This is a genomic window from Acidovorax sp. GW821-FHT10E04 (assembly GCF_059415185.1).
This window is the reverse complement of sequence record NZ_JBWKMT010000007.1, coordinates 378,575-396,018: the sequence shown is the minus strand read 5'-3', so window position 1 is coordinate 396,018 and position 17,444 is coordinate 378,575. Positions and strand designations below refer to the sequence as shown.

The window sequence follows — 17,444 nt, the reverse complement described above, 5'->3', positions numbered from 1 at the left end:
AAGAAGGCCTGCGCTTCGCCATCCGCGAAGGCGGCCGTACGGTCGGCGCTGGCGTCGTGGCCAAGATCATTGCTTAACTGGCAAAGGTATACAGGGGTATAGCTCAATTGGCAGAGCGTCGGTCTCCAAAACCGAAGGTTGTAGGTTCGATTCCTACTGCCCCTGCCACTTGAATGTGGCCCAGAACAAGCCCGCCAGGCCCTGGCGGGCTTCGGTGTCTTAAGTGATGCCGTGAATCGGAAGCAGGAAATACTCAAAGATGGCCACTTCACAGGTTGAAACTGTCAATACAGGCGCAGACAAGGCCAAGCTCGCAGCGGTGGTGGCTTTGGTCATCGCCTCGGTTGCGGGCTTTTATTTGCTGAGCAAGCAGGGTGCTCTCGTCCAATGGGCTGCGCTGATCGTCGGTCTGGTGGCGGCTGCGGGCGTGTTCCTGGTGTCGGAGTCTGGCCGTCAGTTCGTTGCCTTCGCAAAGGATGCATGGCGCGAGGTGAAAAAGGTCGTCTGGCCTACCCGCAAGGAAACCTTGCAGATGACGGCGTATGTGTTTGCCTTCGTCGTGATCATGGCGCTTTTCCTGTGGTTCACGGACAAGACGCTGGAATGGGTCTTGTACGACTTGGTTTTGGGTTGGAGAAAGTCATGACGACCGCTGCGGAAATCACTGGAGCAGAAGCTCCTGCAGGCGCTTCTGCTTCGGCAAATCCGGATCTGCGCTGGTACATCGTCCATGCCTATTCGGGCATGGAAAAGGCGGTGGAGCGCAATATCCAGGAACGCATTGGTCGCTCTGGCATGCAAGACAAGTTCGGTCGCATTCTGGTGCCGACCGAAGAAGTGGTGGAGATGAAAAACGGCCAGCGCAAGACGACGGAGCGTCGCTTGTTCCCTGGCTATGTATTCGTCGAGATGGTGATGGACGACGATACCTGGCACTTGGTGAAGCACACCAACAAGGTGACCGGTTTCGTGGGGGGGGCCAAGAACCGCCCCGCCCCTATTTCCGAAGAGGAAGTCCAGAAGATCGTCAGCCAGATGCAGGAAGGCACGGACAAGCCGCGCCACAAGATCGAATTCATGGTGGGCGAGCTGGTTCGCGTCAAGGAAGGTCCGTTCACGGATTTCAATGGCTCCGTCGAAGAAGTCAATTACGAAAAGAGCCGCGTGCGCGTCTCCGTGATGATCTTCGGCCGCTCCACGCCGGTCGAGCTGGAATTTGGTCAGGTCGAAAAGACGTAAGAACGTCTTCGATAAAAACCCTGATCGCCCTGGCACGCCAGGGCAAGCAATTGGATGTCGCGCTTTTCGGCTCGGTGCGAACATCGTGATAGCGAGTCGTTAACCCCGGGGAGCCGGTTGCTGCATGGTGCAGCGCAGGCGTTATGACCCGTAAGGAGTAAAACATGGCGAAAAAAATCGTCGGTTTTATCAAGCTGCAAGTCCCAGCTGGTAAGGCCAATCCATCCCCACCCATCGGCCCGGCACTGGGTCAGCGTGGCCTCAACATCATGGAGTTCTGCAAGGCATTCAATGCGCAGACCCAAGGTGTGGAGCCAGGCCTGCCATTGCCCGTGGTCATCACGGCTTTCGCAGACAAGAGCTTTACCTTCATCATCAAGACGCCGCCTGCGACGACTCTGATCAAGAAGGCCATCAAGCTCGAAAAGGGTTCGGCCAATGCGCTGAAGATCAAGGTCGGCAAGATCACGCGCGAACAGCTCGAAGAAATCGCCAAGACCAAGATGAAGGACATGAATGCCGCGAATGTTGACGCTGCTGTCCGTACGCTGGCTGGTTCCGCACGCTCGATGGGCGTGACGGTGGAGGGTTTGTAAATGGCCAAGTTGACGAAAAAGCAAAAAGCCCTGCAGGGCAAGGTTGACAGCACGAAGTTGTACGCCTTTGCGGATGCAGTGGCTCTGGTGAAGGAAGCCGCCACCGCCAAGTTCGATGAATCCATCGACGTGGCCGTGCAGCTCGGCATTGATGCCAAGAAGTCCGACCAAGTGGTGCGTGGCGCCGTGGTGCTGCCCAACGGTACCGGCAAGACGACGCGCGTCGCCGTGTTCGCCCAGGGTGCCAAGGCTGAAGAAGCCAAGGCCGCGGGTGCCGACATCGTCGGCATGGACGACCTGGCCGCCATGGTCAAGGCTGGCGACATGCCTTTCGACGTGGTGATTGCTGCCCCTGACGCGATGCGCGTCGTGGGTACGCTGGGCCAGATCCTGGGCCCGCGTGGCCTGATGCCCAACCCCAAGGTGGGCACAGTGACGCCTGACGTTGCCACGGCCGTGAAGAATGCCAAGGCTGGTCAAGTGCAGTTCCGCGTGGACAAGGCCGGTATCGTGCACAGCACGATTGGCCGCCGTTCGTTCGACAACGAGAAGCTGCAAGGCAATCTGGCTGCGCTGATCGATGCACTGAACAAGGCCAAGCCTGCTTCGAGCAAGGGTCTGTACCTGCGCAAGGTCGCCGTGTCTTCCACGATGGGCCTGGGCGTCCGCGTGGATACGCAATCCATCGCAGCGTAATTGCGAAAAGAAATCTTCGGACCTGTCAAAGGGTCCGATGTGGTGGGCTGAAGCTGGCATTCAAGCTGCCTTCAGGCCATCCAAGACCGTTGGTGTGCAAATTCGCACTTAATCCCCCTGGGGCCAACGCAGATGGCGATCCCGCTGCAGATGGAATCCGTTCCAAAACAGTTGGTCGCTGCAACAAGAGCGCGCAGGAGGGTGCAAGCCTGAATGTGCAATTTAAGGAGTAGACCTTGAGTCTTAATCGCAGTGAGAAAGAAGCGGTCATCAGTGAAGTGACCAGCCTCGCCGCTAAAGCTCAAACGCTTGTGATCGCGGAGTACCGCGGCATCACGGTCGCCGACATGACCAAACTGCGTGTGGAAGCTCGCAGCAAGGGCGTGAACCTGAGTGTTCTGAAGAACACCCTGGCTCGCCGTGCTGTAGCTGGCAGCGCGTTTGACGTGGTGGCTGACCAGATGACCGGTCCGCTGATCTATGGCTTCTCCGAAGACGCTGTGGCCGCCGCCAAGGTGGTGGCCGATTTCGCGAAAACCAACGACAAGCTGGTGATTCGTGGTGGCGCTTTCGGTGGCAAGGCCCTGGATGTCAACGGCGTTAAGCAACTGGCCAACATTCCTTCCAAGGAAGTGCTGCTGGCTCAGATTTGTGGCTTGCTTATGTCCCCCATGTCGCGTACGGCCGTTGTGCTGGGCGCACTGGCGGCGAAAAAAGGCGAAGGCGCAGCCGCACCGGCCGCCGAACCTGCCGCGGCTTGATAGCCGGGTAGTCAACCAACACAATTGTTAGGAAATCAAAATGGCATTCGATAAAGACGCATTCTTGACCGCGCTGGACAGCATGACGGTCCTGGAACTCAATGACCTGGTGAAGGCCATTGAAGAGAAGTTTGGCGTGAGCGCTGCAGCCATGGCTGCTCCTGCTGCCGCTGGTGGCGGTGCTGGCGCTGCTGCTGCTGAAGAAAAGACGGAATTCAACGTGGTGCTGACGGAAGCCGGCGCCAACAAGGTGTCCGTCATCAAGGCAGTGCGCGAAATCACCGGCCTGGGCCTCAAGGAAGCCAAGGACCTGGTGGACGGCGCTCCCAAGAACGTCAAGGAAGGCATTGCCAAGGCCGACGCCGAAGCTGCCGTCAAGAAGCTGGTGGAAGCCGGCGCCAAGGCCGAACTCAAGTAATTCGGTCTCGTTCAAGGGCTGGAGTGCTCCTCAAAGGGCCTCCAGCCTTTGGTGCTTTCAGAGCGCACCCGCAAGCCTCGTCTTCCACGAGTCTTTCGAGTGTCTTCTGACAACCCCGACAGCAGAAGACGCCTTGGTTCGGGTGATGTGCAATGCATCACCGTCCGCCATGGTTGGTAGTGGCCAACCGCCAAGCCCGTAAGGACACCTCTCCTTGCGGGTCAGTCGTCGAAGACCCAGGACTCATGTCTTTGCCCGGAGATCTCATGGCCTATTCCTACACCGAACGCAAGCGAATTCGCAAAAGCTTCGGCACCCGCGATAGCGTGCTCGAAGTTCCTTATCTGCTGCAGATGCAGAAGGACGCATACACCGCTTTCCTGCAGGCTGATAAAGCACCCCAGAAAAGAACCATCGAAGGCCTTCAGGCTGCATTCGACGCTGCCTTTCCTATCGTCTCCCACAACGGTTTCGTGGAGATGAAATTCATCGAGTACAACCTGGCCAAGCCCGCCTTCGACGTGCGCGAGTGCCAGACGCGTGGCCTGACGTTCGCGTCGGCCGTGCGTGCCAAGGTGCAGCTGATCATCTATGACCGCGAGTCCTCGACGTCGCAGTCCAAGGTGGTCAAGGAAGTGAAGGAGCAAGAGGTCTACATGGGCGAAGTGCCGCTCATGACCGACAAGGGCTCGTTCATCATCAACGGCACCGAGCGCGTGATCGTGTCCCAGCTGCACCGCTCGCCCGGCGTGTTCTTCGAGCACGACAAGGGCAAGACGCACAGTTCGGGCAAGCTGCTGTTCTCGGCGCGCATCATTCCTTACCGCGGTTCCTGGCTCGACTTCGAGTTCGACCCGAAAGACATTCTGTACTTCCGCGTGGACCGCCGCCGCAAGATGCCGGTCACGATCCTGCTCAAGGCCATCGGCCTGAACCCGGAATCCATCCTGGCGAACTTCTTCGTCAACGACAACTTCCGCCTGATGGACAGCGGTGCGCAGATGGAGTTCGTCTCCGAGCGCCTGCGCGGCGAAGTGGCGCGCTTCGACATCACCGACAAGTCCGGCAAGGTCGTCGTGGCCAAGGACAAGCGCGTGACCGCGCGCCACACCCGCGAACTGGAGCAGTCCGGCACCACGCACATCAGCGTGCCCGAAGACTTCCTGATCGGCCGCGTGGTGGCCCGCAACATCGTGGATGCGGACACCGGTGAGATCATCGCCAAGGCCAATGACGAACTGACCGAGGCACTGCTCAAGAAGCTGCGCAGTGCCGGCGTGCAGGACGTGCAGTGCATCTACACCAATGAACTCGACCAGGGCGCGTACATGTCGCAGACCCTGCGCATCGACGAAACGGTGGACGAGTTCGCAGCCCGCGTCGCCATCTACCGCATGATGCGCCCCGGCGAGCCGCCCACGGAAGACGCCGTGCAGGCCCTGTTCCAGCGCCTGTTCTACAACCCCGACACCTACGACCTGTCGCGCGTGGGCCGCATGAAGTTCAACGCCAAGATCGGCCGCGACGAATCCACCGGCCCCATGGTGTTGTCCAACGAGGACATCCTGGCCGTGGTCAAGATCCTGGTGGACCTGCGCAACGGCAACGGCGAAGTCGATGACATCGATCACCTGGGCAACCGCCGCGTGCGCTGCGTGGGCGAACTGGCCGAGAACCAGTACCGCACCGGCCTGGCACGTATCGAGAAGGCTGTGAAGGAGCGTCTGGGCCAGGCCGAGCAAGAGCCGCTGATGCCCCACGACCTGATCAACAGCAAGCCGATCTCGGCCGCGCTGAAGGAATTCTTCGGCGCCTCGCAGCTGTCGCAGTTCATGGACCAGACCAACCCCCTGGCTGAAATCACGCACAAGCGCCGTGTTTCCGCACTGGGCCCGGGCGGTCTGACCCGCGAACGCGCAGGCTTCGAAGTGCGCGACGTGCACGTGACCCATTACGGCCGCGTCTGCCCTATCGAAACGCCTGAAGGCCCAAACATCGGCCTGATCAACTCGCTGGCCCTGTACGCACGCCTGAACGAATACGGTTTCATCGAAACCCCGTACCGCCGCGTGGTGGAAGGCAAGGTCACGAACGAGATCGACTACCTGTCGGCCATCGAGGAAGGCAAGTACGTGATCGCGCAGGCCAACGCCGTGCTCGACAAGGACGGCCGCTTGACGGGCGAACTGGTCTCTGCCCGCGAAAAGGGTGAATCCATCCTGTGCGGTGCAGACCGTGTGCAGTACATGGACGTGTCGCCCGCGCAGATCGTGTCGGTGGCCGCCTCGCTGGTTCCATTCCTGGAGCATGACGATGCGAACCGCGCATTGATGGGCGCCAACATGTCGCGCCAGGCCGTGCCCGTGCTGCGTCCCGAGAAGCCCCTGGTGGGCACGGGCATCGAGCGTGTGGCCGCCGTGGACTCGGGCACCGTGGTCACCGCGACCCGTGGCGGTATCGTCGACTATGTCGATGCCACCCGCATCGTGGTGCGCGTGAACGACGACGAGGCCGTGGCCGGTGAAGTGGGCGTGGACATCTACAACCTCATCAAGTACCAGCGTTCCAACCAGAACACCAACATCCACCAGCGCCCCATCGTCCAGAAGGGTGACAAGCTGGTCAAGGGTGACGTGATCGCCGACGGCGCATCGACGGACTTCGGCGAGATCGCCATCGGCCAGAACATGCTGATCGCCTTCATGCCCTGGAACGGCTACAACTTCGAAGACTCGATCCTGATCTCCGAACGCGTGGTGGCCGAAGACCGCTACACCTCGATCCACATCGAGGAACTGGTGGTGATGGCGCGCGACACGAAGCTGGGCGCCGAAGAAATCACGCGCGACATTCCGAACCTGTCGGAACAGCAGCTGAACCGTCTGGACGAGTCCGGCATCATCTACGTGGGTGCCGAAGTGCAGCCCGGCGATACGCTGGTCGGCAAGGTCACGCCCAAGGGCGAGACCACCCTCACGCCCGAAGAGAAGCTCCTGCGCGCCATCTTCGGCGAGAAGGCTTCCGACGTGAAGGACACCTCGCTGCGCGTGGACCAGGGCTCGCAAGGCACCGTGATCGACGTGCAGGTGTTCACCCGCGAAGGCATCCAGCGCGACAAGCGCGCCCAGCAGATCATCGACGATGAACTCAAGCGCTTCCGCCTGGACCTGAACGACCAGCTGCGCATCGTCGAGGCCGACGCGTTCGACCGTATCGAGAAGCTGCTCAACGGCCGCGTGGCCAACGGCGGCCCGCAGAAGCTCGCCAAGGGCACGAAGATCGACAAGGCCTACCTGGCCTCGGTGGAGAAGTTCCACTGGTTCGACATCCGCCCCGCCGAAGACGAAGTCGCCACGCAACTCGAGTCCATCAAGAACGCTCTGGAGCAGACGCGCCACAGCTTCGACCTGGCCTTTGAAGAAAAGCGCAAGAAGCTCACGCAAGGCGACGAGCTGCCAGCGGGCGTGCTCAAGATGGTCAAGGTCTACCTGGCCGTCAAGCGCCGCCTGCAGCCCGGCGACAAGATGGCCGGCCGCCACGGCAACAAGGGTGTGGTCTCCAAGATCGTTCCGGTCGAAGACATGCCCTACATGGCCGACGGCACCCCTGCCGACATCGTGCTGAACCCCCTGGGCGTGCCCTCGCGGATGAACATCGGGCAGGTGCTCGAAGTCCATCTGGGCTGGGCCGGCAAGGGCATCGGCCAGCGCATTGGCGACATGCTGCAGCAGCAGGCCAAGGCCTCCGAGCTGCGCAAGTTCCTGGAAGAGGTGTACAACTCCCGCGGCCGTACCGAAGACCTCTCGCAACTGAGCGATGAGGATGTGCTGAACATGGCGGCCAACCTCACCAGCGGCGTGCCTTATGCCACTCCGGTGTTCGATGGTGCTTCGGAAGAAGAAATCAAGGACATGCTGAAGATCGCCTACCCGGACGACATTGCCGAGCGCAAGGGCCTCACGCCCACCCGCACTCAGGCATACCTGTTCGACGGCCGCACCGGCGAGCGTTTCGAGCGTCCGACGACCATCGGCTACATGCACTACCTGAAGCTGCACCACTTGGTGGACGACAAGATGCATGCCCGTTCGACCGGTCCTTACTCGCTCGTCACGCAGCAGCCGCTGGGCGGCAAGGCGCAGTTCGGCGGCCAGCGTTTCGGGGAAATGGAAGTGTGGGCGCTGGAAGCTTACGGCGCCGCCTACGTGCTGCAGGAAATGCTGACGGTGAAGTCCGACGACGTGGTGGGCCGTACCAAGGTGTACGAATCCATCGTCAAGGGCGAACACGCCATCGAAGCCGGCATGCCGGAATCGTTCAACGTGCTGGTCAAGGAAATCCGTTCGCTGGGCCTGGACATCGAGCTGGAACGCTCCTAAGCAGAAAAGGAAAGAGTCACTATGAAATCGCTACTCGACCTGTTCAAGCAATTCACGCCGGATGAGCATTTCGATGCCATCCGCATCGGCATGGCTTCGCCCGAAAAGATCCGCTCGTGGTCTTTCGGCGAAGTGAAGAAGCCCGAGACCATCAACTACCGCACGTTCAAGCCCGAGCGCGACGGCCTGTTCTGCGCCAAGATCTTCGGCCCCATCAAGGATTACGAGTGCCTGTGCGGCAAGTACAAGCGCCTCAAGCACCGCGGCGTGATCTGCGAGAAGTGCGGCGTTGAAGTCACGCAGACCAAGGTGCGCCGCGAGCGCATGGGCCACATCGACCTGGCCGCGCCCTGCGCGCACATCTGGTTCCTGAAGTCGCTGCCATCGCGCCTGGGCCTGGTGCTGGACATGACGCTGCGCGACATCGAACGCGTGCTGTATTTTGAAGCCTATGTGGTGACCGACCCCGGCATGACCCCGCTGAAGAAGTTCAGCATCATGTCCGAGGACGACTACGACGCCAAGCGCAAGGAATACGGCGACGAATTCATCGCCAAGATGGGCGCTGAAGGTATCAAGGACCTGCTGGAATCCATCGACATCGACCTGTCGATCGAACGCCTGCGCGGCGACCTGACCGGCTCCGAAGTCAAGGTCAAGAAGAACGCCAAGCGCCTGAAGGTGCTCGAAGCGTTCAAGAAGTCGGGCATCAAGCCCGAGTGGATGGTGCTCGAAGTGCTGCCCGTGCTGCCACCGGACCTGCGTCCGCTGGTGCCGCTGGACGGCGGCCGCTTCGCGACCTCCGACCTGAACGACCTGTACCGCCGCGTCATCAACCGCAACAGCCGCCTGCGCCGCCTGCTGGAGCTGAAGGCCCCTGAAATCATCGCCCGCAACGAAAAGCGGATGCTGCAGGAAGCCGTCGACTCGCTGCTGGACAACGGCCGCCGCGGCAAGGCCATGACGGGTGCCAACAAGCGCGCCCTGAAGTCGCTGGCCGACATGATCAAGGGCAAGTCGGGCCGTTTCCGCCAGAACTTGCTGGGCAAGCGGGTGGACTACTCGGGCCGTTCCGTGATCACCGTGGGCCCAACGCTCAAGCTGCACCAGTGCGGCCTGCCCAAGCTGATGGCCCTGGAACTGTTCAAGCCCTTCATCTTCTCGCGCCTGGAAGCCATGGGCATCGCGACGACGATCAAGGCCGCCAAGAAGGAAGTCGAATCCGGCACGCCGGTGGTGTGGGACATCCTGGAAGAGGTCATCAAGGAGCACCCCGTGATGCTCAACCGTGCGCCTACGCTGCACCGTCTGGGTATCCAGGCCTTCGAGCCCATCCTGATCGAAGGCAAGGCCATCCAGCTGCACCCACTCGTCTGCGCGGCCTTCAACGCCGACTTCGACGGTGACCAGATGGCTGTTCACGTACCGCTGTCGGTGGAAGCGCAGATGGAAGCCCGCACGCTGATGCTGGCCTCCAACAACGTGCTGTTCCCCGCATCGGGCGAACCCTCCATCGTTCCTTCGCAGGACGTGGTGCTGGGCCTGTACTACGCCACCCGTGACCGCATCAACGGCAAGGGCGAAGGCCTGGTGTTCGCTGACACCGGTGAAGTGCAACGTGCTCTGGACGCCGGCGAGGTCGAACTCGCCGCCAGGATCACGGTGCGCATGACCGAGTGGACCAAGAACAAGGAAACGGGCGACTTCGTTCCGTCCACCTCGCTCGTGGAAACCACCGCTGGCCGCGCACTGCTGTCCGAGATCCTTCCCAAGGGCCTGCCGTTCTCCAACATGAACAAGGCGCTCAAGAAGAAGGAAATCTCGCGCCTGATCAACGTGTCCTTCCGCAAGTGCGGCCTGAAGGAAACGGTCGTGTTCGCCGACAAGCTGCTGCAAAACGGCTTCCGTCTGGCCACGCGCGCCGGTATCTCCATCGCCATCGACGACATGCTGGTGCCTCCACAAAAGGCCGGCATCATCGAGCGCTCCGAGAAGGAAGTGAAGGAGATCGAACAGCAGTACGTGTCCGGTCTGGTCACCTCTGGCGAACGCTACAACAAGGTGGTGGACATCTGGGGCAAGGCCGGCGACGAAGTGTCCAAGGTGATGATGGCCCGGCTCTCCAAAGAGAAGGTCATGGACCGCCACGGCAAGGAAGTGGACCAGGAGTCGTTCAACTCCATCTACATGATGGCCGACTCCGGTGCCCGCGGTTCCGCCGCCCAGATCCGCCAGGTGGCCGGCATGCGGGGCCTGATGGCCAAGCCAGACGGCTCGATCATCGAAACGCCCATCACCGCGAACTTCCGCGAAGGCCTGAACGTGCTGGAGTACTTCATCTCCACCCACGGTGCCCGTAAGGGTCTGGCCGACACGGCGCTCAAGACCGCCAACTCCGGTTACCTGACCCGCCGCCTGGTGGACGTGACGCAGGATCTGGTTGTGACCGAGGAGGATTGCGAAACCTCCAATGGTTCGCTGATGCGCGCCATTGTCGAAGGCGGCGAAGTGATCGAATCGCTGCGCGACCGTATCCTGGGCCGCACGGCCGCAGAAGACGTGCTGCATCCGGAAACCCGGGCGGTGCTGGTCCAGGCGGGCGTCATGCTCGAGGAAGACCTCATCGAGGAACTCGAAGCCGCTGGCGTCGACGAAGTGAAGGTGCGCACGGCGCTGACCTGCGAGACCCGCTATGGCCTGTGCGCCAAGTGCTACGGCCGCGACCTGGGCCGTGGCGGCCTGATCAACCTCGGCGAAGCCGTGGGCGTGATCGCTGCCCAGTCCATCGGCGAACCCGGCACGCAGCTGACCATGCGCACGTTCCACATCGGTGGTGCCGCTTCGCGCGCCGCCATCGCATCGAGCGTGGAAGCCAAGTCCAACGGCGTGATCGGCTTCAATGCCACGATGCGCTACGTGAGCAACACCAAGGGCGAGCTGGTCGTCATTGCACGTTCGGGTGAGATCATCATCCACGACGAGCATGGCCGCGAGCGCGAGCGCCACAAGGTGCCTTACGGCGCGACGCTGACGGTCAAGGCCGACCAGCAGATCAAGGCCGGCACCATCCTGGCCAACTGGGATCCGCTGACGCGCCCCATCATCACCGAGTTCGCCGGCCAGACCAAGTTCGAGAACGTCGAAGAAGGTCTCACGGTGGCCAAGCAGGTCGACGAAGTGACCGGCCTGTCCACGCTGGTGGTGATCGATCCGAAGCGCCGCGGCGCTGCCAAGGTCGTTCGTCCACAGGTGAAGCTGATCGACGCGCAGGGCAACGAAGTGAAGATCCCTGGCACCGACCACTCGGTGACCATCGGCTTCCAGGTCGGCGCGCTGATCCAGGTGCGCGACGGCCAGGACGTGGGCCCCGGCGAAGTGCTGGCGCGTATTCCGGTCGAAGGCCAGAAGACCCGCGACATTACCGGCGGTCTGCCCCGCGTGGCTGAGCTGTTCGAAGCCCGCACTCCGAAGGACAAGGGCACGCTGGCCGAGATGACCGGTACCGTGTCGTTCGGCAAGGAAACCAAGGGCAAGGTCCGCCTGCAGATCACCGATCCTGAAGGCCACGTGTTCGAAGAGCTCGTGCCCAAGGAAAAGAACATCCTGGTGCACGAAGGCCAGGTGGTGAACAAGGGCGAGTCGATTGTGGACGGCCCCGCCGATCCGCAGGACATCCTGCGCCTCTTGGGCATCGAGGAACTGTCGCGCTACATCGTGGACGAAGTGCAGGACGTGTACCGCTTGCAGGGCGTGAAGATCAACGACAAGCACATCGAGGTGATCGTTCGCCAGATGCTGCGCCGCGTTGTGGTCGAGAACGTCGGCGAGTCGAACTACATTGCCGGTGAACAGGTCGAGCGCTCCGAGATCCTCAACACCAACGAGGCGCTGCAGGCCGAGGGCAAGATTCCCGCGACCTACAGCAACCTGCTCTTGGGTATCACCAAGGCTTCGCTGTCGACCGACTCCTTCATCTCGGCGGCTTCCTTCCAGGAAACCACCCGCGTGCTCACCGAGGCTGCCATCATGGGCAAGCGCGACGAGCTGCGCGGCCTGAAGGAAAACGTGATCGTGGGCCGCCTGATCCCGGCCGGTACGGGTCTGGCTTACCACCAGGCACGCAAGGCCAAGGATGCCATGGACGACGCCGAGCGCCGCGCCATCGCCGAAGCCGAAGCGGCCGAGATGGAAGCCCAGGCGGATGCCACCGAAGTCGAGGGCAGTGCCTCCACGGCCACCGACGCAGCTGCTGACTAAGCCCGAGGGCTGTCACTGAAGAGCTCCCGCCCTGTCCCTGGCAGGCCGGGAGCTTTTTTTTGGACACACCGTCTGCGCACCTTTCTTCTTTTCCTTTCTCCATTTACTTTTCGGGCCGGAACGCGTGGTGCACGCGGAGACGGCAGCTGTGCATGTGGTCATCGCCTCTTTTCTGGATTGTTTTTGCCATCGCCGTCTTCTGGGCCCTGGGCGCCTACAACCGCCTGATGCGGCTGCGCTCTGCCGTCGTGCAGGCGTTCGGCAGTTTTGACGCGCACATGGTGCGGCTGGTGGCGCTGCTGGGAGAGTTTGGAGCCGCGCATGCTGTCCAGCCTTCCACCTTGAGTGCCCCGGAACAGGAGATGGCAGCACTGCAGGGCGCCACCACCCAATTGAGTGCGTCGCTCGCAATGGCGCGTGCCCGTCCCCTGCAGGCAGATGCAATCGCCGCTCTGACGGCCGCACGCGATGTGCTGCAGGCTTGCTGGCAGAAGGCGGGGCGCAGGGAAGGGCAGGGCGACCCACCGCCCACAGCGGCTGACGCGCGGGACGCCTTGCCGTCGCCCTGGCAAATCCGGTGGGATGAACATGTCCAGCAGAACGACCAGGCCATTCGCGTCTTCAACGATGCGGTGTTGCACTACAACGCCGCCATTGCCCAGTTTCCCGCGAACCTGCTGGCCTGGGTGTTCGGATTCAAGGCCGCCCGGGGCCTGTAGACCGTTTTCAGGACCACCATGACCCAACTCCCTGCGCGCCGCCCCATGTCTTCTTCCGGGGGGCAACCTCCTTCGCCCCGCAGCCCCGCCCACCCGCCGTCCGGGGGCGGACAGCCGGTGGCGCTGTGGCAGCAGCTGGATGCCGTGGCCGGCGCCTTGCTGGCCATTCGCGGGGGCCAGTCCGGAACCGCCGCCATGGCGGCGGTGGACGTGGGTCTGCGCCCGGGCGTGCAGTCTCTGCTGTTCCAGGTGCTGCGCCAGGCCGGGCGCGCCGAGGCATTGCGCCGCCAGATGGTCGCCCGCACGCCGCCGCCGGCGGCGGATGCCTTGCTGTGCACGGCCCTGGCGCTGTGCTGGAACCCGGACGAATCGCCGTATGAGGCCTTCACGCTGGTGAATCAGGCGGTGGAGGCGGCCAAGCGGAGCGCATCCACCCGCGCGCAGGCCTCGTTCATCAATGGGTGCCTGCGACGCTTTCTGCGCGAGCGCGATGCGCTGGTCGCCCGCACCGGCGACGACCCGCTGGCCCGCTGGAACCATCCCCAGTGGTGGATCGCACGGCTGCGCAAGGACCATCCCCAGCATTGGGAGCAGATCCTTCAGGCCAACAACGCCCACGCGCCAATGACGTTGCGGGTTAACAAGCAAAAATGCACTCCGGCGCAATACCAGCAAGCGCTAGATGCTATTGATTTGGAAGCGTCTTCGTGGGGCGAGGCCGGGCTGGTGCTGCGGCACCCCGTACCTGTGCAATCCCTGCCGGGCTTTGACCAGGGCTGGGTGTCGGTGCAGGATGCCGCCGCGCAGATGGCGGCGCCCCTGCTGCTGGACGGCCTGGACCTCGCACAGCCCCTGCGTGTGCTCGACGCCTGCGCCGCACCGGGGGGCAAGACGGCCCACCTTCTGGAGCTGGCCGGTGCTGGCGCCCCTGTACAGGTCACCGCGCTGGAGATCGACGCCGCCCGCAGCGCCCGCATCGGTGACACCATGCAGCGCCTGGGGCTTCGTGCGCAGGTGGTCGTGGCCGACGCCGCACGCCCCCAGGACTGGTGGCAGCAGCACTGCGGGGGTGAACTGTTCGATGCCATCTTGCTCGATGCGCCATGCACCGCCTCGGGCATCGTGCGGCGCCACCCCGACGTGCGCTGGCTGCGCCGCGAGAGCGACATTGCCCAGTTGGCCGCCCTGCAGGCCCGCCTGTTGAAGACGCTCTGGCCCCTTCTGCGCCCAGGCGGGCGGCTGCTGTATTGCACCTGTTCCGTGTTCCGCGCCGAAGGCGACGACCAGGTGCAAACGTTTCTTGCACACAACACCGATGCGCAATTGCTGCCGTCGCCGGGGCATTTAATTCCCGGCAACGGGGACAAGCCCGGGGCTGTCCCGGACAATCAACCGGGTGACCACGACGGATTTTTTTACGCACTGTTGCAAAAATCGCCGCAATGAGTCCGTGATGGCTCGGTGGATGGTGGTTTGCGCAATTTTTGTGCTCATGGGATGTGCCGCCCTGCTGCCGGGGCTGGTTGCGGCAGGGCAAGCCGCCGCGCCCGAGGTGGGCGAACTGCGGCTCGAGCGGGCCGAAGACGGCCTGTACCTCAGCACCAACCTGCAGTTCATGCTGCCGGAACTCGCAGAAGACGCATTGAACAAAGGCATTCCCATGTTCTTCGTGGCGGAGGCCCAGGTGCTGCGCGACCGTTGGTACTGGTCTGACCGCCAAGTGGCGGAAACCACCCGCTATCTGCGCCTAAGTTATCAGCCATTGACGCGAAGATGGCGATTGAACATCTCCCCCGTGCCGTTCACCAACAGCGGCCTGGGCGTGGTGCTGGGGCAGAACTTTGACGACTATGCCGACGCGTTGTCTGCCATTCAGCGGATTTCGCGTTGGAAGATCGCTGAAAACGAGGTGATCGAGGCAGATGTCGTGCACACGGTCAACTTCCGGTTCAGGCTCGACATGTCCCAGCTGCCCCGCCCGTTTCAGATTGGGGCCGTGGGGCGATCCGGATGGAATCTGCTGGTTTCGCGCAGCCAGCGCCTGGCAGCGGAGCCTGCGAAGTGAGCCGCCCCGGCGCTCCCCGGCCGGCGGCGGCCTCCGCGTCGGCCCACGCCGCCGCACGCCAGTCGCGCGCCGTGCGCTGGGCGGTGGGGGTGGGCGCCGCCGCCATGTCTGCCATCGGCTTGGTGCTGATGTTCCTGCTTACCCTGGCGACCAACAACCGCGCGCTGTACGAGCGCAACTACGCCTGGCTCTTTGGCGTGAACGTGCTGGTGGCGCTGCTGCTGCTGGCCGTGCTGGTCTGGGTGGCGGTGCGCCTGGGCATGCGCCTGCGCAAGGGGCGCTTTGGCAGCCGGCTGCTCGTCAAGCTGGCGGCCATTTTCGCGCTGGTGGGCCTGATGCCGGGGCTGCTGATCTACGTGGTGTCCTACCAGTTCGTCACCCGCTCCATCGAGAGCTGGTTCGATGTGAAGGTGGAAGGGGCCCTGTCGGCGGGGGTGAATTTGGCCCGGGTTTCACTCGACTCGCTGGCCACCGACATGGCCGCCAAGACGCGCAACGCGGGTGCGCAGGTGGCCCAGGTGCCCGATGCCGCCGCCGGGCTGGTGCTCGAACGCATCCGCGAGCAGCTGGGCGCCACCGATGTCGTGCTCTGGAACGCTGCAGGGCAGGCGGTGGCCAGCGCCGGCCAGTCGCGCTTCAGCCTGAACCCCGACCGCCCCGGGGTGCCCCTGCTGCGCACCGTGCGCCAGCAGCGCGCCACCGCGCAGATCGAGGGGCTGGACGATATATCGGACCCTGCCGCCGCGCAGAACGCGCGGGTCAAGGTGCTTGCCCTGGTGAGCAGTCCCAGTGTGGGCTTGCTCGTGGAGCCCCGGTACCTGCAAGCCACGCTCCCGCTGCCGCCCGCGCTGGTGGCGAACGCCATCGCCGTGCAGGAGGCCAACCGTGAATACCAGGAGCGCGCGCTGGCGCGGGGAGGCCTGCGGCGCATGTACGTGGGCACGCTCACGCTGAGCCTTTTCCTGGCGGTATTTGGAGCCGTGCTGCTGGCGGTGCTGCTGGGCAATCAGCTGGCACGCCCCCTGCTCGTGCTGGCCGAAGGGGTGCGCGAGGTGGCGGCGGGCAACCTCAGCCCCAAGGCCGTGCTGCAGGGCAAGGACGAACTGGGCGGCCTCACGCGGTCCTTCGCCTTGATGACCCAGCAACTGGCGGATGCCCGGCAGGCCGTGGAACAGAGCATGGGTGAGGTCGATGCCGCCCGCGCCAATCTCCAGACCATTCTGGACAACCTGACAGCGGGGGTCATCGTCCTGGATGCGCAGGGGCTGATCCGGTCGTCCAACCCCGGCGCCACGCGGATCCTGCGCGCACCCATGGCGGTGTACGAAGGGCGTCCGCTGTCCGAGGTGCCCGGCCTTGCCGAGTTTGCGGCATCGATCCAGGGCCATTTCGACGCCTTCCTGGGGGACACCGAACGCCATGGGCTGGACCACTGGCAGCAACCGTTTGAACTGCATGCGTCGTCCGGCGGCGTGGGGCAGCACGCCACCAGCCTCGTGGCCCGGGGGGCCGAACTGCCTGATTCGGCCCGATTGTTGGTTTTTGACGACATTTCGGAAATTGTTTCAGCACAGCGTGCGCAGGCCTGGGGCGAGGTGGCACGGCGCCTGGCGCATGAAATCAAGAATCCGCTGACGCCCATCCAACTGTCCGCCGAGCGGCTGGAAATGAAGCTCTCGGGCAAGCTGCCGGATCCAGAGCAAGCCATCCTGGCCAAGTCCGTCAAGACCATCGTGGACCAGGTGGACGCCATGAAGCGGCTGGTCAACGAATTCCGTGACTACGCACGGTTGCCCGCCGCAGAACTGCATGCGCTGGACCTCAATGCGCTGGTCGCGGATGTGCTCCACCTGTATGGGGAAGAGAACGCCACCGTGCGTGTGGAAGCCGAACTGGACCCGCGCTGCCCCAGCATCGCGGGCGACGCGCAGCAACTGCGCCAGGTCGTGCACAACCTGCTGCAAAACGCGCAGGATTCCACCGAACAGGCCCGCGCCAGCACCTCCGAGCCCGTGCCCGCGGTGCGCATCAGCACGCGCTGGAGCGAGTCCTCGCGGCGCGTGCGGCTCACGGTATCGGACAGCGGCGCCGGCTTCCCCGCGCACATCCTTCAGCGGGCCTTCGAACCCTACGTCACCACCAAACCGCGGGGTACCGGCCTGGGGCTGGCCGTGGTCAAAAAGATTGCCGACGAGCACGGCGCACGCATCGACTTGTCGAATCGCATCGAAGATGGCGTGGTGCGGGGAGCCCAAGTGTCGTTATCATTCGCCCCTGAACCAGCGGTGGCGTCATAACAACACCGCCCCGCAGT

13 protein-coding genes and 1 tRNA gene are annotated in these 17,444 nt (G+C 63.2%); all 14 read left to right on the top strand.

What is annotated here, in order from left to right:
• Positions 1–77: EF-Tu C-terminal domain-related protein (locus AC07OC_RS22655; RefSeq protein WP_198556962.1), on the top strand; the 77-nt coding region annotated here is incomplete at its 5' end.
• Between the two features lie 15 nt (positions 78–92).
• A tRNA-Trp gene (locus AC07OC_RS22650) sits at positions 93–168 on the top strand.
• A gap of 91 nt (positions 169–259) precedes the next feature.
• Positions 260–646 carry a preprotein translocase subunit SecE gene (gene secE / locus AC07OC_RS22645; RefSeq protein ID WP_218297389.1) on the top strand — a complete coding sequence of 129 codons (387 nt, stop codon included), beginning with the start codon at positions 260–262 and terminating at the stop codon, positions 644–646.
• Complete coding sequence (gene nusG / locus AC07OC_RS22640; protein ID WP_082437456.1) at positions 643–1,239, top strand: transcription termination/antitermination protein NusG; 597 nt, start codon at positions 643–645, stop codon at positions 1,237–1,239. The genes secE and nusG overlap by 4 nt, the downstream gene beginning before the upstream one ends.
• A gap of 164 nt (positions 1,240–1,403) precedes the next feature.
• Entirely contained in the window at positions 1,404–1,835 is a 432-nt protein-coding gene (gene rplK / locus AC07OC_RS22635; RefSeq protein WP_063459212.1) for a 50S ribosomal protein L11, read from the top strand.
• The gene (gene rplA / locus AC07OC_RS22630; RefSeq protein ID WP_218297388.1) at positions 1,836–2,531 is read left to right on the top strand and encodes a 50S ribosomal protein L1; all 696 of its coding nucleotides are present in this window, start codon (positions 1,836–1,838) and stop codon (positions 2,529–2,531) included.
• Between the two features lie 236 nt (positions 2,532–2,767).
• The gene (gene rplJ / locus AC07OC_RS22625; RefSeq protein WP_218297387.1) at positions 2,768–3,292 is read left to right on the top strand and encodes a 50S ribosomal protein L10; all 525 of its coding nucleotides are present in this window, start codon (positions 2,768–2,770) and stop codon (positions 3,290–3,292) included.
• A 40-nt stretch (positions 3,293–3,332) separates the two neighbouring features.
• The gene (gene rplL / locus AC07OC_RS22620) at positions 3,333–3,710 is read left to right on the top strand and encodes a 50S ribosomal protein L7/L12 (protein ID WP_008907085.1); all 378 of its coding nucleotides are present in this window, start codon (positions 3,333–3,335) and stop codon (positions 3,708–3,710) included.
• 266 nt (positions 3,711–3,976) lie between these two features.
• Entirely contained in the window at positions 3,977–8,089 is a 4,113-nt protein-coding gene (gene rpoB / locus AC07OC_RS22615) for a DNA-directed RNA polymerase subunit beta (RefSeq protein ID WP_218297386.1), read from the top strand.
• Between the two features lie 21 nt (positions 8,090–8,110).
• Positions 8,111–12,346, top strand: a complete 4,236-nt coding sequence (rpoC, locus tag AC07OC_RS22610; RefSeq protein ID WP_218341322.1) for a DNA-directed RNA polymerase subunit beta' — start codon at positions 8,111–8,113, stop codon at positions 12,344–12,346.
• Positions 12,347–12,498: 152 nt separating this feature from the next.
• Positions 12,499–13,065: a LemA family protein gene (locus tag AC07OC_RS22605; protein WP_218341323.1), complete on the top strand. Its 567-nt coding sequence runs from the start codon at positions 12,499–12,501 to the stop codon at positions 13,063–13,065.
• An 18-nt stretch (positions 13,066–13,083) separates the two neighbouring features.
• Entirely contained in the window at positions 13,084–14,511 is a 1,428-nt protein-coding gene (gene rsmB, locus AC07OC_RS22600) for a 16S rRNA (cytosine(967)-C(5))-methyltransferase RsmB (protein WP_255591650.1), read from the top strand.
• Between the two features lie 46 nt (positions 14,512–14,557).
• On the top strand, positions 14,558–15,130 hold the full coding sequence (locus AC07OC_RS22595) for a DUF4390 domain-containing protein (protein WP_218297403.1): 573 nt from the start codon (positions 14,558–14,560) through the stop codon (positions 15,128–15,130).
• A complete protein-coding gene (locus AC07OC_RS22590; protein WP_218341324.1) occupies positions 15,127–17,427 on the top strand; it encodes a sensor histidine kinase in 2,301 nt (766 codons plus the stop codon). Before AC07OC_RS22595 ends, AC07OC_RS22590 begins: the two co-directional genes overlap by 4 nt.
• Positions 17,428–17,444: the final 17 nt, after the last annotated feature.